General features: G+C 65.8%; 15 protein-coding genes. 4 read left to right on the forward strand and 11 right to left on the reverse strand.

The annotated features are described in order from the left end of the window. Positions 1-71 precede the first annotated feature (71 nt). From ACFYOW_RS20425 to ACFYOW_RS20450, 6 genes are all read right to left on the reverse strand, one after another. Positions 72-950 (reverse strand): sirohydrochlorin chelatase, encoded by an 879-nt coding sequence (locus tag ACFYOW_RS20425; RefSeq protein WP_387289990.1) that lies wholly within the window; start codon positions 948-950, stop codon positions 72-74. Continuing rightward, positions 947-2188, reverse strand: a complete 1242-nt coding sequence (locus tag ACFYOW_RS20430) for a uroporphyrinogen-III synthase (protein ID WP_387289992.1) — start codon at positions 2186-2188, stop codon at positions 947-949. Before ACFYOW_RS20430 ends, ACFYOW_RS20425 begins: the two co-directional genes overlap by 4 nt. A gap of 2 nt (positions 2189-2190) precedes the next feature. Continuing rightward, complete coding sequence (gene nirD, locus ACFYOW_RS20435; protein ID WP_387289994.1) at positions 2191-2637, reverse strand: nitrite reductase small subunit NirD; 447 nt, start codon at positions 2635-2637, stop codon at positions 2191-2193. 64 nt (positions 2638-2701) lie between these two features. Beyond that, on the reverse strand, positions 2702-5251 hold the full coding sequence (gene nirB, locus ACFYOW_RS20440) for a nitrite reductase large subunit NirB (protein ID WP_387289996.1): 2550 nt from the start codon (positions 5249-5251) through the stop codon (positions 2702-2704). Positions 5252-5277: 26 nt separating this feature from the next. Further along, complete coding sequence (locus ACFYOW_RS20445) at positions 5278-6741, reverse strand: nitrate/nitrite transporter (protein WP_387290104.1); 1464 nt, start codon at positions 6739-6741, stop codon at positions 5278-5280. Between the two features lie 410 nt (positions 6742-7151). Then, positions 7152-8411 (reverse strand): CynX/NimT family MFS transporter, encoded by a 1260-nt coding sequence (locus tag ACFYOW_RS20450; RefSeq protein WP_387289999.1) that lies wholly within the window; start codon positions 8409-8411, stop codon positions 7152-7154. 65 nt (positions 8412-8476) lie between these two features. Between ACFYOW_RS20450 and ACFYOW_RS20455 the strand changes: the two genes are divergently transcribed. From ACFYOW_RS20455 to ACFYOW_RS20470, 4 genes are all read left to right on the forward strand, one after another. Next, positions 8477-9148 carry a FadR/GntR family transcriptional regulator gene (locus tag ACFYOW_RS20455; RefSeq protein WP_387290001.1) on the forward strand — a complete coding sequence of 224 codons (672 nt, stop codon included), beginning with the start codon at positions 8477-8479 and terminating at the stop codon, positions 9146-9148. A gap of 188 nt (positions 9149-9336) precedes the next feature. Further along, complete coding sequence (locus ACFYOW_RS20460) at positions 9337-10821, forward strand: MFS transporter (RefSeq protein WP_387290003.1); 1485 nt, start codon at positions 9337-9339, stop codon at positions 10819-10821. 173 nt (positions 10822-10994) lie between these two features. Continuing rightward, positions 10995-11534, forward strand: a complete 540-nt coding sequence (locus ACFYOW_RS20465; protein ID WP_387290005.1) for a GNAT family N-acetyltransferase — start codon at positions 10995-10997, stop codon at positions 11532-11534. 67 nt (positions 11535-11601) lie between these two features. Beyond that, the gene (locus tag ACFYOW_RS20470) at positions 11602-12444 is read left to right on the forward strand and encodes a hypothetical protein (protein WP_387290007.1); all 843 of its coding nucleotides are present in this window, start codon (positions 11602-11604) and stop codon (positions 12442-12444) included. A 14-nt stretch (positions 12445-12458) separates the two neighbouring features. Here the strand turns inward: ACFYOW_RS20470 and ACFYOW_RS20475 are convergent, their stop codons facing one another. The 5 genes from ACFYOW_RS20475 to ACFYOW_RS20495 all read right to left on the reverse strand — a co-directional run bounded on the left by ACFYOW_RS20475 (position 12459) and on the right by ACFYOW_RS20495 (position 18536). Next, on the reverse strand, positions 12459-13565 hold the full coding sequence (locus ACFYOW_RS20475) for an SCO2521 family protein (RefSeq protein WP_387290009.1): 1107 nt from the start codon (positions 13563-13565) through the stop codon (positions 12459-12461). A gap of 1 nt (position 13566) precedes the next feature. Then, positions 13567-14583: an SCO2522 family protein gene (locus ACFYOW_RS20480; protein WP_387290010.1), complete on the reverse strand. Its 1017-nt coding sequence runs from the start codon at positions 14581-14583 to the stop codon at positions 13567-13569. A gap of 47 nt (positions 14584-14630) precedes the next feature. Next, on the reverse strand, positions 14631-15542 hold the full coding sequence (locus tag ACFYOW_RS20485) for an SCO2523 family variant P-loop protein (RefSeq protein ID WP_387290012.1): 912 nt from the start codon (positions 15540-15542) through the stop codon (positions 14631-14633). Positions 15543-15545: 3 nt separating this feature from the next. Further along, on the reverse strand, positions 15546-17390 hold the full coding sequence (locus ACFYOW_RS20490) for an SCO2524 family protein (RefSeq protein ID WP_387290014.1): 1845 nt from the start codon (positions 17388-17390) through the stop codon (positions 15546-15548). 294 nt (positions 17391-17684) lie between these two features. Continuing rightward, positions 17685-18536 carry a TIGR02569 family protein gene (locus ACFYOW_RS20495; RefSeq protein WP_040694815.1) on the reverse strand — a complete coding sequence of 284 codons (852 nt, stop codon included), beginning with the start codon at positions 18534-18536 and terminating at the stop codon, positions 17685-17687. Positions 18537-18729 lie beyond the last annotated feature (193 nt).

The following is an 18729-nucleotide window of genomic DNA, read 5'->3' on the forward strand; positions in this document are numbered from 1 at the left end:
GCCCTAACCCGATCGAACCGGTTAGAGCGCGTTCGCCGCAATATCAGCGCTCGTACTGCGTCGCCTACGCGCTACGCCCCGCTGACTTCCACAGGTAATGTGTTGGCCCGCACCAGTTCTCGGGAAGCGGCACGGTAGCGGTCGGCGATCAGACGGACGACAGCCGGGTGAACGCCGATGGGTTCAGCAACACCATCAGCTCCAGCCTCGTGCAGGCGCTGCTGGAACAGGCCGTGGGCCAGCAGATACGACGCGATGAAGACGCGCTTTGCGCCCGAATCGCGAAGGTCGGCAACGACTTCCGGCACGCGCGGGACTCCGGTGGCGACGTAGCCGATGCGAACCGGAACACCCAGAAGTTCGGCCAGCATGCCCGCTGCGCGCCGAACATCCTGGCGGGCACGGGCATCCGATGATCCGGCCGCCGCGAAGACCACGGCGTCACCCGGACGCCAGCCTGCGGCACGCAGTCGCATGGCCATGATCCGGGCCAATGCCGGATCCGGTCCCATCGCGGGTGTCACCGCCACCTCGGGATGACCGCTCTCGGCCACCTCCCGAGGCACATCCTGATACACATGGTATCCGGAGGCGAGGAAGGCCGGAACCACAACGGCAGGAACCGATTCCCCTTGGGCATCGGTCAGATCACGCAGCACCTCAGACGGCGATGGGCCGAGCACATCCACGAAAGCGGTACGCACCCAGGGCTTCTCGGTCGCCTCCTGCCCACGAGCAACCGCTCGAGGTGCACAAACCGGCGCCATGGAGGTATCGGCGTCGCGCCCCGAAATCGCGACGCCGAGCTCACCCACCCCGCTTGCTCCCATCCCACCGGCCGCCGTCCTGCTGAACTCGTCAGCGACCGCCTCGGCGAGCGCGGCGATCATCTGCACGCCCCTGGTACTCCTGGTGCCGTGTGCGACCAGGACCAGGGCCGGAGCAGTCACCAGCTCCCCGCAGGTTGTGCGTACCTCGGCGCGCGGGCCGGGGTGCCGATACCCGCTACCGGCGCACGGCCGTTGGCGACGGTGCGCGGAAAGTCATCGGCGCAATCCGCGGCGTCCAGCGCCAGTCGGTAGCCCCGCTTGACCACGGTCTGAATGGCTTTCGGGGTACCGAGCCCGGCACGCAGCCGCGCGATCGCAGTCTCCACGGCATGGGTGTCGTCACCGCCGCCGGGCAGCGCCGCGAGCAGATCCTCCCGGGAAACCACCCGGCCGGGCTGCCGCGCCAGCGATCGCATCAGTGCCATCGGCGCGGGCGCGAGCTGACGCACCGAACCGTCGACCACCACGCACGCCCCGCGCACGCTGATGGTGTGTCCGGCGGCCTGGATTCGATTGGCGCGCCGCGGCAATTCCTCGGCGACGTGCCGGGCCAGCGCACCGAGGCGCGCCCGTCCCGGCATCGAGGTCGCCACACCCAGCTCCTCCAGCGGAGCCGCGGTAATCGGTCCCACGCAGGCGGGCAGCACCCGTCCGCGCAGCGCGTGCAGCACGCCCTCGAGCAGCCCGGTTTCCTTGGCGCGCATCAACATCGACGCCACGGCGGGCGCACTGGTGAAGGTCACGCAGTCCAGGCTGGAGGTGATGATGGCCTCGATCAGGTTGTCCATCGGACCCTGATCATCCGGCGGCACCCAGCGGTACACCGGCACCGCGACGATATCCGCACCGGCACAACGCAATACCTCGCAGAAGTCGGGTACCGGCTCCCATTCGGTTGTCGCGCCGTGCAATTGGACCGCGATCCGCACACCCTCCACGCCCTCGGCGAGCAGGTGGTCGAGCACCTCGGCGGAAGACTCCGACGCGGGCGACCATTCCTCGCGCAGTTCGGCGGCGCGGATGGCGCCCTTGGCCTTCGGCCCACGCGCCAGCATCCTGGTGGACGACAGCGTCAGCCGCAGATCCTCGGCAATCCCCCAGCCCTCGGCCGCTTCCATCCAGCCGCGGAATCCGATGCCGGTGGTGGCCACCACGATCTGCGGTGGATCGGCGACGATCTCGCGGGTCACCCGCTCCAGTTCGTTGTCGTCGGCCAACGGGATGATGCGGATGGCGGGAGCGGCGACGATACCGGCGCCCCGTCGGGTGAGCAGCGTGGCGAACTCATCGGCCCGCCTGGCGGCCGTGACGCCGACCGTGAACCCGGCCAGACAGGCGCCCGTATCGATTGTCGTCATGCTTATCCACCGTCCGCGGCGACGAGTCCGGCATCGACCGGGTCGTTGGAAACCGAAACGATGCCGTCCTCGACGCGCACCGCGTAAACCGGCAGCGTCGCCGAATCATCGTCCAGGCAGTGCCCGTCCAGCAGCGAAAAAGCCTGCTTCAGCAGCGGTGAGGCCACGACCGGAATACCGGCGCGGTCACCGACGATCCCGCGCGACATCACTGCCGCGCGGCCGATCGGATCGATATTTCCGACGGCCGCGAGCGTGCCGTCGGTCATCAGGAACAGAGCGGCCTGGCGGCCGCCCTTCAGCAACACCGCGACGCCGCGGCCGGGAATCAGGTAGTCGAGTCGGCACGCCTGCGTCCAACCCGAAGGGGATGGCAAGTCGGCGGAGCCGATTGGGCGGGTCAACACAGTGGTAGCAGGGACAATGCCGGGGGTATCCATCACGGTCATCGGTGTCATCCTCCAAACGCCTTATCCATTGGTACAGGCGTCCTGTTTCTTCGGGGTTAAGCGGCTATTGCCCGCGTATGGCGACCGGGATTTCCGGCATGCCGAGCAACACCGGCACCTTCCGTTCCCCGGTCTCATCGAACGAAATGGTCGGATCGGCCTCTTCCGGTGCGTTGACGAAGGACACGAAACGCGACAGTTTCTCCTCGTCCTCGAGCACCGCGGCCCATTCGTCGCGGTAGCCGGCGACATGCTGGGCCATGGCGGCCTCCAGATCCTCGGCGATACCGAGGCTGTCCCCGCACACGACCTGCTTGAGGTAATCGATGCCGCCCTCCAGCGCCTCCTGCCACGGCGCGGTGCGCTGCAACCGGTCGGCGGTGCGGATGTAGAACATCAGATACCGGTCGATGTACTTGATCAGCGTCTCGTCGTCGAGTTCACCGGCGAGCAGCACCGCGTGCTTCGGGGTCAGACCGCCGTTACCGCCGACGTACAGGTTCCAGCCCTGCTCGGTGGCGATCACGCCGACGTCCTTACCGCGCGCCTCGGCGCATTCGCGGGCGCACCCGGAGACGGCCAGCTTCAGCTTGTGCGGCGAACGCAGGCCGCGGTAGCGCTTCTCCAGCAGCACGGCCATGCCGACCGAATCCTGCTGACCGTAGCGGCACCAGGTGGAGCCGACGCAGCTCTTCACGGTGCGCAGCGACTTGCCATACGCGTGCCCGGATTCCATGCCGACATCGACCAGGCGCTGCCAGATCTGCGGCAGCTGTTCGACGCGAGCGCCGAACAGGTCGATGCGCTGACCGCCGGTGACCTTGACGTAGAGGTCGAATTCCTTGGCGATCTGACCGATGGTGATCAGCTGATCCGGGGTGACCTCACCGCCGGGCATCCGCGGCACCACCGAGTAGGTGCCGTTCTTCTGCAGATTCGCCAGGAAGTGGTCGTTGGTGTCCTGCAGCGCGGCCTGTTCACCGTCGAGGATGTGATCGCTCGAAGTGGAGGCCAGGATGGAGGCGACCGTCGGCTTGCAGATATCGCAGCCGGTGCCCGTGCCGTGCTTGGCGATCAGAGCGGAGAAGGTGCGAATGCCGGTGACCTGGACGATCTGGAACAGCTCGGCCCGCGACTGCGAGAAGTGCTCGCACAGCGCCTTGGACATTTCGACGCCGGACTGCTCGAGCAGCTTCTTGAGCATGGGAACGCAACCGCCGCAAGAGGTTCCGGCGGACGTGCACTTCTTGACGCTCGCGATATCGCAGGCGCCCTCTTCGATGGCCCCGCAGATCGCACCCTTGGAAACGTTGTTGCAGGAGCAGATCTGGGCATCGTCGGGCAGCGAGTCGGCACCGAGTTCGGCGCCGGCGGGCGAGATCAGTGCGGCCGGTTCGGCGGGCAGCGGACGTCCGACCAGTGGACGCAGCGCCGAGTACGCGGTCGCGTCGCCGACCAGGATGCCGCCCAGCAGGATCTGCGCGTCATCGGAGACGACGAGTTTCGCGTAGGTGCCCTTGGCGGCGTCGTGCAGTACGACCGATAGCGCGCCCTCGGTGGTGCCGTGCGCATCACCGAAGCTGGCGACGTCGACACCGAGCAGCTTCAGCTTGGTCGACATATCCGCGCCGGGGAATTCGCCTGCGCCACCGAGCAATCGGTCCGCGACGATCTCGGCGGTGGTGTAGCCGGGGGCGACCAGGCCGTAGCAAACGCCTTCGACCGCAGCGCATTCGCCGATCGCGTAGATGTTCGGATCGGAGGTCTGCAGACCGAGGTCGGTGATGATGCCACCGCGCGGGCCGACCTCGATGCCGCTGTCGCGGGCGATCTGGTCGCGCGGGCGGACACCGGCGGAGAAGACCACCAGTCCGGCGTCGATGACCGAATCGTCGGAGAGCGTAATCTTCAGGCGCTCAGCCGCTCCCGCGTCCGCGATGGTCTCGATCGAAGCGGTGCCGACACCGGTGTGCACCCGCAGCCCGAGATCGGTGACCAGCTTCTCCAGGATGGCGCCACCACCCTCGTCGACCTGGGCGGGCATCAGACGGGGGTTGAACTCCACGACATGCGGCGTCATGCCGAGCAGGCGCAGCGCGTTGGCCGCCTCCAGACCCAGCAGACCACCGCCGACGACTACACCGGCCGCACCGGGTCCGGCCGCGGCGGCGGCCGCGCGGATGCCGTCGAGGTCATCGATGGTGCGGTAGACGAAGCACTCCGGCAGGTCGTGACCCGGCACCGGCGGCACGAACGGGTACGAACCGGTCGCCAGCACCAGCGCGTCGTAGGCGATGGTGTCGCCCGCCGAGGTGGTGACCTTGCGCGCCTCGCGGTCGATGGACTGCGCGGTCTGGCCGAGGCGCAGCTCGACCAACGCGTCACCGGCGTATTCGTTACCCGGAAGCGCCAGCGCGGCGGCATCCCAGGTACCGACGTACGACGAGAGTCCGACGCGGTCGTAGGCGGGCAGCTGCTCCTCGCTGAGGATGACGACCTGCCACTGGCCTGCCTCGTCCCGGGACCGCAGCGCCTCCACGAACCGGTGCCCGACCATGCCGTGGCCGGCGACCACGACGGTCTTGCGCTGGGTGGGGTCGACTGTCGAGTTCATGACTGTCCTCCGTTGATGATTCGGCGTCAGGCTCGGGCCGACGTGCTGGTGGACTGGGACGTGGTGGTTGCCTCGGCTTCGAGCACGAGCGCCTCGGCCTCCACGACGACCTCGGAGTCGACGCCGCCGCGCGGACGGCGCAGGAACACCAGCCAGGTCACCGCGGCGCAGGCGACGTAGAAGGCCATGAAGACCCAGAAGGCGGTGGTGGCCGATGCGGTCGAGGCGTAGGAGGAACGCAGGACCAGGTTGATCGCGACGCCGCCGAGCGCACCGATCGCGCCGACGAAGCCGATGAGCGCACCGGAAGTGTTCTGCGACCAGGCGGCCTGGGTGGCCGGACTCGCGTCCAGGCTCTTGGATTTGGCGTCGAAGACCGACGGGATGATCTTGGTGACGGCTCCGTTGCCGATACCCGATACCACGAACAGCGCGATGAATCCGACGACCAGCGCGACCATCGCCGCACCGCTGGGCACGCCGCCGCTGCGGTCGCCCGCGGTGCTCGCCACGCCGACCAGTACCGCGGCCGCGGTCATCACGGCGAAGGTGAAGAAGGTGACCCGGCTGCCCCCGATCCGGTCGGCCAGCTTGCCGCCGTACGGCCGGGCCAGCGAACCGAGCAGCGGACCGATGAAGGCAATCTGCGCGGCATGCAGTGCGGCCTGCGCGGCGGTGTCGCCACCGGCCTTGAAGCTGATCTGCAGCACCTGACCGAAGGCGAAGCTGTAGCCGATGAACGAACCGAAGGTGCCGATGTAGAGGAACGCGATCGCCCAGGACTGCGGCACCTTGAGTGCCGTGATCATGTAGGACAGATCGGCCTTCTGGTTTTTCAGGTTGTCCATGAACAGCGCGGCGCCGACACCGGCCAGCGCGACGAGCACGAGGTAGATCGCGCAGATCAGCGAGGCGTAGCCGTTGCCGAGGGTGGCGATGACCAGCAGACCGACCAGCTGGATGACCGGCACGCCGATATTTCCGCCGCCCGCGTTCAGCCCGAGCGCCCAACCCTTGAGCCGCTGCGGGTAGAAGGCATTGATATTGGTCATCGAGGAGGCGAAGTTGCCGCCACCGAACCCGGCGAATGCCGCCACCACCAGGAAGGTCGTGTACGAGGTGCCCGGCTGATTGATGAAATACAGCGTGAGCAGCGTCGGGATCAGCAGCAACGAGGCGCTGAAGATGGTCCAGTTGCGACCGCCGAAGCGCGCCGTGGCCACGGTGTACGGAATGCGCAGAAACGCACCGACCAGCGTCGGCATGGCGACCAGGAAGAACTTGCCCGCCGGATCGATGCCGAACTTATCAGTGGGCATGAACAGCACCATGACCGACCAGATGGACCACACCGAGAACCCGACATGCTCGGCGAAGACCGACCAGATCAGATTCCGCTTGGCGATGTCTTTGCCACCGGCCTCCCAGGCCGCGACATCCTCGGCATCCCAATGCTCGATGTTGTGGTTACGCGTCAGCGTGCTCAACAGGGGCCTCCCAAAATCGGTTAGCCCCACGGTAGGAAACGGGTATTGCCGAAATGCTGCCCCAAATGACCGTCAAATCAACGGTTGCTCACGATTACCGGGAAGGCCGGGTGAGCTTCAACGAAATGTTTCGCGCATGTGACACAACGGTTTCCACACGTCACAAACTGCCGATCTTCGAATTACCGGCTCGTGAGGTGTGGCGCGCGCTCCCCTGCCTCCCCGGACCTCTGGCCGATAGGCAGGTGCCTCGAGATTCGCACTGCGGACCGGCAGTCGTCAGAGTGGCGAGGTTCTGGGCGTACCCGACGAGTTACCCATGTACGTCCGAAATCTGTTGTCACGGTGTGATCTGTCACGCACAGCATGGCCGCCGCCGCACAGCCTCGCAACTCGAACTGTGAGAAGGCGGACTATTTCCAGGTGTCTTCGAGCATGCGCGGCTTGCAGGCCTGCCAGGCTGCGGTGAGCAACAACAGCACCGCGACGACGAGCATCGCGAACGGCGTGGCCCAGCCGTCGGTCACGCTGTGCAGCATGCCGAACAGCACCGGACCGACGCAGGCCACCGCATATCCGACGCCCTGGGTGAAGCCTGACAGCGCGGCCGACCCCTGCGGGGTCCTGGTGCGCATATTGATCAGCGTCAGTGCCATCGGGAAGGTGCTCGGGCCGAGGCCCAACAGCACGACCCACAGCAACGGCACAGTCATCGGCGCGATCAGCAGTCCGGCGAATGCGGTGAAAAAGAAGACGGCACAACCCACTACGAACGGGAACGGATTGCGGAACCGGGCGACCACCGTCGGTGCGGTGAACGCCGAAACCAGACCGACCAGCGCGAACACACCGACCATGGTTCCGCCGAACCCGGCACTCGCACCCGCCTCGGACAGGATCTTGGGCAGCCAGGTGAACATGGCGTAGGTGGTCAGCGAGGTCATGCCGAACATGCCCGCCATGCCCCAGGCCACCGGCGAACGCCATACCCTGCCCTTGGGCTCCTGGGTTCGCGACGGCAGCGCCGTGCTGTCCACCCGATCGTGGCCGCGGCGATCACGCAGCACACCGAACCACGGCAGCGCGGCCGCGAAGCCGAGAATCGCCCACAGCCCCAGCGAGATCCGCCAGCCGTGCGCGTCGGCAACCGGCACCGCGATCAGCGCGGGCACCACGGTGCCGAGCTGGACCATGGTGATGTACAGCGAGCTGACCACCGCGAGCCGGTCCGGGAAATACCGCTTGACCAGCGGCGGAATCACCACATTGCCGATGCCCATACCGCCGAGGGCCAGTGCGGAGAAGATCAGCAGTTCGGCCGTGCCACCGACCACCGCCCGGATCAGCATGCCCAGGCCGGCCATCAGCATCGCCACAAGTGCGGTGCGCTCCAGCCCGATCCGGCGCACGAAGAGCGGGGTGAGCAAACCGGAAACCGCGAACATCAGGGTCGGGATCATGCCGAAGACACCGACGACGGCCGTCGAGTAACCGATGTCGGCGCCGATGCGCTCGGCCAGCGGCGAGAATGCGGTGACGGCGACCCGGAGGGTGAGCGCGGACATCACAATGGCGGCGAGGACGAGCAGTCGGCCTTCCGTCAGTGCACGTTTGCGCCGCTCGACCCGGACGGATTCCGGGCGAGGAATAGTTTCCGGGAGAGTTGCAGTCACCGCGAAATCATAGGATGACCCGATGATAGGAGGCAAGGATTTGTGACGGGCGGTACTCTGATGCCGTGCAACCCGTCCGGCGGACCAGCCTCATTGCCCAGGTAACCGAGCAGCTGCGTGCCGAAATTCGTTCCGGCCGTTGGGCTATCGGCTCCCGAATCCCCACCGAACCCGAGCTCACCGAGCTCACCGGAACCGGGAGAAATACGGTACGCGAGGCGGTGCAGGCGCTCGTCCACTCCGGGATGCTGGAGCGTCGCCAAGGCTCGGGCACCTATGTCATAGCGGCCTCGGAGGTCGGCGGCACCCTCGCGAAGTACTTCGCCGACGCGGAGGAACGCGATGTGCTGGAGCTGCGCATGGCCCTGGACACCAATGCCGCGGCCTTGGCCGCGCGTCGGCGCGACGAGACCGATATCGCCAATCTGCGGCGGCTGCTCGAGGAACGCAGCCAACAGCACTGGGATGAACAGAATCTCGCGGCCATCGAGGCCGATGTGGAACTGCACCGCGCGATCGTCGTCGCCAGCCACAACGCGGTATATCTGGAGTTCTACGATTCGCTGCTGCCGATTATCGAACAGGTGATCCGGGCGCGGACCGCGAAATCCGACGACGCCTACGACGCGGAGCACAATGAATTGGTGCAGGCTGTTATCGATGGCGATCCGGAACGCGCGGCCCAGGCCGCGCGGTGCTTCCTCGCCTCGCTGATTGCCGAATACCCGGACCGCTAGACTTCTGGTCAACCGACCGAAAACTCTTGCTCCCAACAGGTAACCAATCGGTCACCGACCGACTCGCCACCATGTGAGTCGGATTTGCCTGGAACGTCACTTCAGGCCATTCACACGCAACAACCGGCTTTTACCTTTGTCTCGACCGCAGCTCGGCGAACCCACCGAGCCAGATCGAGAGGAAGCCGATGACTGCCGCAGTAGCTGCCACCGGCCAGCAGTCGGACACACCAGTATTCACGCACCAGAAAAGGGGGCGCTGGCTGGATCACTGGGAGCCGGACAACACCGAATTCTGGGAATCGGGCGGCAAACTCACCGCCCGCAAGAACCTGATCTTCTCCGTCTTCGCCGAGAATCTCGGCTTCAGCGTCTGGGTCATCTGGGGCACCGTGGTGACCAGCATGGGCCTGGCGGGCTTCGACTTCCTGGCCGGACTCGGCAAGGGCAACCCGACCGCGGTGAGCAATGCCCTGCTGCTGACCTCGACCCCGACGCTTGTCGGTGCGGCACTGCGCATTCCGTACACCTTCGCCATACCGAAGTTCGGCGGACGCGCCTTCACCGCATTCAGTGCGGGGATGCTGCTCATTCCGACGCTCGGCCTGGCCTACTTCGTGAACCAGCCCGGCACCCCCATGTGGGTGTTCATGGTGCTTGCCGCACTGGCCGGCTTCGGCGGCGGCAACTTCTCGTCCTCGATGGCCAATATCTCGTTCTTCTTCCCGGAAGGGAAAAAGGGTGCGGCCCTTGGCATCAACGCCGCGGGCGGCAATCTCGGTGTGGCACAGACCCAGTTGGTGCTGCCGCTGCTGATCACCCTCGGCACGCACATCATGGCCAAAGACGCGGCGGGCTACCGCTTCGGCATCACGCTGTCGGTGCTGGTCTGGGTGCCGTTCATCCTGGTCGCAATGTTCGGCGCGCTGCGGTACATGGACGGCATCAGCACCGCCAAGGCCGATGGCAAGTCCTACAAACTGGCGCTGACCAATAAGCACACCTGGGTGATGTCGTTCCTCTACATCGGCACCTTCGGGTCGTTCATCGGCTTCTCCTTCGCCTTCCCGACCCTGATCAAGGCCAATTTCCCGGATCTGGCCAAGATCGGCTGGATCACCACCCTCGGTAACCTCGCCTTCCTCGGCGCGCTGGTCGGCTCGTTCAGCCGTCCGTTCGGCGGCTGGATCTCCGATAAGGTCGGCGGCGCCAAGATGACCATCTATGTCTTCGGCGGTATGGCGGTCGCCTGTGTGCTGATCATGGCCGGATTGCAGGCCAAGAGCTTCCCGCTCTACCTGGTCGCCTTCCTGCTGCTGTTCGTGCTGACCGGAATCGGCAACGGCTCGACCTACCGGATGATCCCGTCCATCTTCAGCGCCGAGGCCAAGAAGTACGCATCCGAACACGGACTCGACCTCACCGACGCCGCCGCCTCGGCCAAACGTCAGGCCGGTGCCGCGATCGGTGTCATCGGCGCGATCGGCGCCTCCGGCGGCTATCTGCTCCAGCAGGCACTTCGCCTGTCCAACATCAACTTTCACAGCATGAACCCGGCCTTCTGGGCCTACGCCGGCGCCTTCCTGGTAATGGCCGCGGTCACCTGGTTCTTCTACCTGCGCTCCTCGTTCGCCGTGGCCCGCGTCCCCTCACTGGCCTACGCCAACGTATAACCACATCACCCGCTAGACCCGAATGCCGCGCTGGACGAGGTCCCCAGCGCGGCATTCGGCCGTCCATCCACAGCACCACCCGCGACTGAGTCTGGATTGCTTTTGGCGGTCTCGGTCCGTCAACTGCGCCAGCACTTTACGCTGGAAAGCAGCCTCACACGGGAGGGTGGGCATTGGATAATTCCGAGGGGGCGGGGGAACCGGTGTTCCGAACCGCACGATTGGCGGATCTCGACGATATCGCCGCGCTGGAGCGAGAACATTTCGGCGACCTGTGCTACCCGTATGTGACGCTGCGGCAACTGTTCGACCTGCACGGACCCGATTGGGTGGTGGCCGAAATCGGCGGCAGAGTGCGCGGCTACGCACTCGTCGGCGTCGGCACCCGGCGCCGCGGCTGGGTGATGGGTCTCGCGGTCGCACCGAACTACCGCAACCGCGGCCTCGGCCGCGCGCTGCTGGATCGGGCCGTGACGAGTTGCCGCACCGCACAGGCGGATTCGGTATACCTCACGGTGCGACCGACCGATCAGCGCACGGTGAAGCTGTACAAGAACGCGGGATTCCGTTGGGCCGGATACGAACAGCGCTATTTCGGCGCGGACGAACCGCGAGATGTGCTGGTACACCGCATCGATCACTGGCCTACCACCTCGCAGTTCCCCGGACCGAACGACAAGCGATGGCTCAAGGGCGGTCGCACGCCGGATTGATAGTCGAATCACGTTGGTATGGTGGGTATCACGTCGAACGTGACGGCTGCACCCGGGGGAACACACGATGACCGAATACGCTGGCCTATCCCAACTGTCACCTGTGGTCAATTCGATGACCATGCTGATAGATCGCCATGCCGACCGATACGCGGGCGAGATCACCGAATACTTCCAACAGGCCGACGGCGGGTCCGAACAGCCGCTTCTCGACTCCTTGAACACCCACGTCGAGACATTGGAGCTGGACTACGACCCGGTGAAGATCTCCCAGCCCGGCGACAGCCTGGTCTTCTCCCATATCTACTCCGCGGCACAGGAACCCGTCACGGACGCCGACGGCCGATTGCGCGCATTGACGGCTCTGCTCGCCGCAGAGGTCGAATTCCGCGGACCACGACGGCTGAGCCGCACCCAGAACATCCGGATCGCCGAAATCTATGAGCATCTCGGCCGCGCGCTGATCGCGGCCGAGCTGCCCCAACATGCCGTACTGGCCTTCAAACGCGCGGTGGGACTGCACCGCGTGGAGGAGGACTTCGAGGCACAGGACCGCTGCGGACACGCCTTGGCGCAGGCCCGCTGCCGCGCCGTCTATCCGGTCTGGAAGCGGATCCCGCACTGGACCCTGGAAGTGCTGTGCGGCTACGGTTTTCGGCCGTTCCGGCTGCTCTGCTGGATCGCCGCGGTACTGCTCATCGGTACCGTCGTGCTGTGGGCCACCGACGGCCAGCCCATCCTGACCGCGCTGCACATGTGCCTGATCAACTATCTGAATCCACTCGGCCTCGGCGATCTCGAGGACATCAGGGGCTCCGGACGGACACTGCTGATCATCGAGGCCTACGCCGGACTCGTACTCAATTCGCTGTTCTTCGCACTGCTGGTCCGGCGATGGTTCCGGATCTGATCGCACCGCGCAGGCTAATCCGCGCTGTAGTCCTCGGTGCCGATTCTGGTGTGCCGCACCGCATCCAGTGTCGCCACCAGCACCCGATTGTGCAGCTGATCGATCAATGCCCGCCGACCCGCGGTGAAATCCGGGTCGGTGTTCAGCTGCGTCCACAGCCCGCGCAGCGCCGGTGGCGTATGCGCGCCGGGCACCCACAGATGTGCCAGGTGGTGCAACACCGGGGCCAGCACCGCCACCGACTCCGCACTGCCCGGCGGGTACAGATCGGACTGCTCCAGCGCCGCGGCGGTGACCGACAGCAGCCAATCGTGCGCCGCGAGATCCTCACAGAACCGCTGCACATCGGTCAGCTCCGCCTCGGTGCGCACGGTGATCAACGCGGTGCGGACCGTATCGTTCTGCAACCGGAACCACACCACCGGCTGCGCCGGATCACCGATCCGCGCCGCCCAGCGCAGCCTGGTCGTCCCCGATTGCACCGGCGTGTTCTGATCGAGGCGGTGATCCATCCGAATGCGGCCGAGCAGCCGATTGGCGATCGACGCGAGATCGAGGGTGCCCACCGGCGGCGGGCCCGCGGCCAAGAAGCCCTCGGCCAGCCGGGCACCGGTTTCGGCGGTGACCTTGGTGATCACCTCGGACACCCCGACCTGGCTAAGATAGTGCGACCACGTCCGGCGCTGATCGCCTGCGGCGCGCACGACTCTGGTCTGTGCCGAACTCTGCAGCACCCGTCCGCCGACCACGACCGCATGCGTTGCCACCGTGCCGATCGCCCGCACATCGGGATGCGAAGGGGCGGCCAACCGGCAATCCACACCCTCGGCGGTAGTCGGCGAAACCGCGAGCGACATCGGCCGCTCCCGCCACAGCATCGGACGGCCCGGCACCAGCTCGAGCAGTTGCTCGAGATCACCGCGCGGCAGCGGCGCCGCCGCGGGCAGCAGGCAGGTGTCCACCTCACCGAACACGATCAGGGGGCCTGCGGGTGTCCTGGTCTGTGCCGCACCCGCGCGCATCAGCAGGCGCACGGCTCGGCCACGACGCAGCTGCCTGAGATGCGGCGTCGAGCGGGCCGTGCGCATCCGGCGCGCGGCCGAATCGTTCGGTTCGTTCACGTCAGGATCCGTCCAGCAGGAAATGGGTGAGGCGTTCGGTCACCTTGCGCGATACGTAGATACCCTCCTCGTCGCCCCTGGCGACGATCTGATCCACCACTTCGTCGTCGAGTTGGATGTGATCGAGTATTACCCGCACCGCGTGCTCGATACCCAGATATCGCTGCGGCAGTAGCGAAAGTGACCGATATGCGGCAAAAGGTTTGGCCCGCGGATTCAGCTGGACGACCGCGGGCATCTCCCACCAACTGCTCGGCCACGGCATACCCGCCTCCCACGGCTGCGGCTCGACCACCGGCATACCGTCGAAGCGCAGCATGCCCAGTCGCAGCAACTGCCAGATGGAGGCCAGATACGGGCAGGACCATTTGGTGAAGACTTCCTTGCGCCCGTTCACCTTTCGGGTCTGCTTGCTCCACATTTCGACATCGAGGAAAATCGAATGCTCGCGCCGCCCGAACTCCTCGGCCGGTTCGTACGGCTCGTCGTGCATGGCCTGTTCCGAGGGATCATCGGAGGCGCGTCGGCCATTGCACAGCCAGCCGGATTCCGCGGTGGGCGGTCTGCGTCCGTTCGCACCCTCGGGCGGTTCGGCCACGATGCGGGCGCGGACCAACTCGGCCAGCTCGATACGCGGCGCGCTCGCCGCGCCGTATTCGGCGGCCGGAACCTCCCAGCAGCCCGCCTCGCGCGCCAAATAGTCGATGCTCAGACCACATTCGTCGGCATTGCGCAGCAATTTGTCGAGTATTTCGCCGGGATTGGTGTCGGACCGGAAATAGTCGTCGACCAGAAAGCAGGTGCTCACCCTGGCGCGCGGACCGAATTCGATTTTCGCGGCCTCGGTGAATGCCGTGACCAGTGGCACGATCCGACGAAACTGCGTGCGAATCTTCTCCTCGCCATTGGCCAGATCGTGCATATAGAAATGTCCGACCTCGATCGACACATGGGACAGCGGCACCTTGGCGACGCGCGGGTGCTCGGTGGCCTCGCTGTAGCCTGCGGCATGCTCCATGTGCTCGAAATCCCTTTCCTCCGATGGTGTTCTCGAGTTCGGTCGATTCAGATCCGGCGCCAGGTCGCGGGATCGAGCACGCGATCGGCGAGCGTGTCGAAGGCCTCGACGGTTGCCTTGTTGGCAATTTCCTTCTGCACGTCGATGTCCAGAATCAGCTGTTCGCGCCATTGCAATACCGGCTCGACCGGAGTCTCGCCGAGCATCGCGCTCGCACCGACCTTGTTCGTCGATGCCAGCCGTTTCAACATGGAGTCCTGCTGGTGCAACCAAGCCGCCTGCGGCCCAGGGGATTCGGTCGCCTCGTTCAATTGCGGCACCGCGGTGCGCACGTACCTGATGTTGTCCAGCAGTACCTCGGGATCGTGGCCCGCGCCCGCACCGCAATCGAGGATCCCGTACTGTCCGCGCACCAGACCGTGTGCGGCGATGATGTGCTGACGGGTCCAGCGATGAAATACCAGCCAGCGCACCGTTCGCGCGGCCAGCTGCGGCAAAGCCGTTGCCTTGAGCGCGATTTCCATCGCCACCGAGCGTCCCGCGCTGAGATCGACAATGCATACGTCGAAGTCCTGATCGATTTCGAGCAGCAACTGGGCGCAGTTGTCCAGGGTACGGTCATCGATCTTGGTGAACTCCGCGCCACCGGCATCGCCGGGCAACAGGAACAGCTTGCCGGTTCGCGTGCGCATCTTGCGTAACTCGCGACGATCGGTATTGTCCCGCACGTCGATTCGAGTGGCGACGCCGCGACCGAGCAAATAGGAATGCAGACCGTCGCCACCGGTGATACCGCGCTCCACACCGCTGATCTCGAAAAGCGCACCCGCGGTCGGGGAACCGAAATCGAAATCCAAATAGGCGACCCGCTTACCCCGCACACACATCCGATAGGCGAGATTGCAGCTGGTCACCGAGCGGCCGGTGCCGCCCTTGTCGGAGGTTGCGAACACGATCATGCGCTAGGGGTTCCTTGTCGCATCGCGGCGGGCGGCGGCCAGACGGTCGAGTTCACGCAGGGCGTCGAGGGCGTGCACGAAAGTGGTCGCGGAATCCTCGCGCACCAACCGCCTGGCCTGATCGATATGGTCCTCCACGCGATCGAGCGCGGCCCGGTTGCCCGAGGTGTCATCGATGCTCACACCGAGCATCTCCTGATCGAATCGATGTTCGGCGGTATTCAGCATGACCCGCGCGACGTCCTGCAGATCCGGCCAGTTGGGCGGCGGTTCACGGTAGGTGCGGTCCGCGGCCACCAGACATTCGACGACGCGTTCGGTCATGTACCAGGACGGCCTGGTGACCTCGGCATCGCCGTTCTCCCCGAACGCGCCCGCCGGATCGTCCCACAGTCCGGGCGCACCGGCCCGCAGCATGCGCCGATCCAGATGCTCCATCACCGATTTGGCCAATTCCATCAGCTTGTCGCGGGCCGCGACATTGTTGGACAGCCTGGCCGCCTGCAGCATTCGCTTGAGCAGCACCGCTGAGAAGTCCGAAACCTCCCACTGCAGTGTCGGTCCGTCCTCGACGCCCTCACTGCCGCGCAGGGTCAGCCGCACGCCGGGAGTGTGCAGCGCGACCGCGGGGTCCTCGCGCATGGTCCGGCGAATGATCCGGCCCCGGCCGGCCAATTCGTCGAAAATGGCTACGGCCCTTGTCAAGTCGTCATCGGAGGCGGTGCGCGCGACCAGATCCTGGATCAATACCGCGGATACGATGAGACTGAAGTAGTCCGACTGCTCGCCGTCGGAGGTGCGCCACGGAATATCCTCCAGCGGCCAACTGCCCGAGCCGAACCGCGCGACCGTCGACCAGTAGCGCTGGGTCAACTCCCAGCGGGTACGCAGGGCCTGGGCCAGCCGGTGCTGTTTCTCGTCGAGCAGACCGAGCTCACCGGTGCGCGGCGAGACCAGGTCGTTGATGCCGTCCAGCGCGACGACGGTGAAATAGAGATACGGGCGCGGATCGGCGATGCCCTTCTCACTCGCGATCTGCGCCTCGACGAAGTCGACCTCGGTGGCGTCGCGCACCACACCCCAACTCCACCCGCATTCGAACAGCAGATTCTCGTCCTCGAGCTCCTTGACCGATTCCTCCTGGCCCAGAGTGACGTCACTGCGCAACCGCGCCCGTACCCGTTCCAGACTGCGCCGCACACCGTCGACCATGGCCTGCTCGGGCTCGCCGGTCTGGTTCAGCATCCCCAGAATCGCCTGTCCCTCAGGGGATTTCGGCTTGACGGTGTTGACGACGAAACTGCGGACCAGTCCGGTCATCGCCGCGGTGAGCCGCGCACTGAGCTGCCCGGAAAGGATATCGATCCGCTGTGTCAGTTCCCCTGGTCGCGCCCAACCGCGGAAGGCGCGCAAGAAGCGCAGGCCCGCCATACAGACGGTCAGCGACATGGAGTACGAATCGACGACCTCGATACCACGCTGCGCCGTATTGGGTTCGCGCTCATCGGCGGAGCGCAGATAGCTGCCCGCAGAGAAGTTCGGCTGCCCGTCGTTACGGGTGTTCTGCTCGATGTAGCGCTCGAGCAGCCAGACCACGAAGCTGCCGATCTGCTTCGGACCACCGAGCGGTTCGAGGACCGAACTGACGTCGTCCTCCATGCGATCCGGATTGTCCAGTGCGAAGATATCGATCTCGGTGGCCGGATACAACAGGCAGAGCAACTGTTCGGAATCGCTGATAGAGTTGGCGTCCATCCGACCGCCCCAGCGCCACTCCCTGCCATCCCAGCACGCGGCGAGCATGGCGCGCCATACATCCAGAATCTGTTGCCTCGGTTGGATTCTCACCTGCTGCCGTCCTCACCCCAAGTCGCAGGCGCGCCGCTCCTCACCGCGTCCACGAACGTCAAATTAGCACGGGCACAACGCTTACGCTGCTCCACGAGGGTCCGATCCGGTTCCATTCCGGCATCATCTGAACCGGTCGCGGGGCCGTTCGAGCACGGGCAACCACACAGCATCCGGTGGCCCGAAAAGCGGGTAAAACGACTCCGCCTGATGGCGGTTGTCCGAGCATAGAGCAACCGATGCAGCGCACGGCGCAGATCGGGTAACCGGGCGATCGCGCGGTTGGGACGAAACTCAGAGCATGAGGCGAACCATGTCGGCGGTCCGCGCCAATCCGGGAAACGCCTCGGGGGTCGAGCGGGGGTGCAGCGCATGTACAGCAAGCCGAAACATGACCGCTCGCAACAACATCTGCGGCCACTCGGGTAGATCGGACCAGCGGTCGAGCAGCCCGTCGTCGGCGCCGCCCCAGGCGAGCGCGTCGACGACGATGACACCGGCGGCCCATGGCGCCGGACGCCAGTACGGCGTGATGTCTGTCAGGCCGGGTGTGAAGACTCCGGCGAAAAGTACCGTGCCGAACAGGTCTCCGTGCACCAGTTGCGCGGGTGTTTGGACCGGTTTGCGGAGTGTGGCGAGTTGGCCGATCAATTCCATGCTGCGCTGGCCGTCGGGGGATGTTGCCGGGGTGATGCCACCGGCGCGCAGACTTCGCAGCGGTACCGCCTCCCAGGCGGCGCGGTCAGCGGCGACGAAGACGTCGACATCGACCCAGGGGGCGACCGGCGGCTGGACCAGGAACCGTGGTCGTTCGAGCTCCGCCGTGGCCTTGTGTAGTCGCAGTGATACCGAGACGACCTCGTCGTAACGTGGCTCGGGTACACCCTCCAAATAGGTATCCGCGCGCCAACCGGACACCACGTAGCGGCCGTCGGTGGCACGCACGGGGCGGGCCAGGCGTAGGCCGTCCACCTTCAGGGTTTCGCGGACCTTCGCCGACCACGCCGCCCTGGCATGATCGGCGATCGGGCTGAGCACCACATCACCGAGCCGCCAGCCGCCGTCCCAGTCTCCCAGCGAAACCGGGGTCACTTCGCGCAGACCGAACGTGGCGCGCACGTGCTCGGGGGGTTCCACAGAAGTCACGGCCGTACGGTACCTGTGTTGAATTTGGCACGCCTGCGGCGCGCCGTGTGCTCTGTCGTTGGCAGCGCCTGCGGCGCTGCGTGTTCGCGGCCCCCTGGTGTCTCGCGTCCGAGCCGTCGAGACTCGCGACTTCGTCGCATGCGCTTCGACGACTCGGACGCGAGACGGGCCGCGAACTCCTCGCTCGTAAGAC

It is taken from the genome of Nocardia sp. NPDC006982, from assembly GCF_042869435.1.
In the GTDB taxonomy this organism is placed as follows: Bacteria; Actinomycetota; Actinomycetes; order Mycobacteriales; family Mycobacteriaceae; genus Nocardia.

What these genes read in the sequence shown, in the direction of transcription:
- ACFYOW_RS20430 (WP_387289992.1), bottom strand. Translation starts at nt 2,188, where the DNA reads ATGACGACAATCGATACGGGCGCCTGTCTGGCCGGGTTCACGGTCGGC.
- nirD (WP_387289994.1), bottom strand. Translation starts at nt 2,637, where the DNA reads ATGACCGTGATGGATACCCCCGGCATTGTCCCTGCTACCACTGTGTTG.
- nirB (WP_387289996.1), bottom strand. Translation starts at nt 5,251, where the DNA reads ATGAACTCGACAGTCGACCCCACCCAGCGCAAGACCGTCGTGGTCGCC.
- ACFYOW_RS20460 (WP_387290003.1), top strand. Translation starts at nt 9,337, where the DNA reads ATGACTGCCGCAGTAGCTGCCACCGGCCAGCAGTCGGACACACCAGTA.
- ACFYOW_RS20470 (WP_387290007.1), top strand. Translation starts at nt 11,602, where the DNA reads ATGACCGAATACGCTGGCCTATCCCAACTGTCACCTGTGGTCAATTCG.
- ACFYOW_RS20480 (WP_387290010.1), bottom strand. Translation starts at nt 14,583, where the DNA reads ATGGAGCATGCCGCAGGCTACAGCGAGGCCACCGAGCACCCGCGCGTC.
- ACFYOW_RS20485 (WP_387290012.1), bottom strand. Translation starts at nt 15,542, where the DNA reads ATGATCGTGTTCGCAACCTCCGACAAGGGCGGCACCGGCCGCTCGGTG.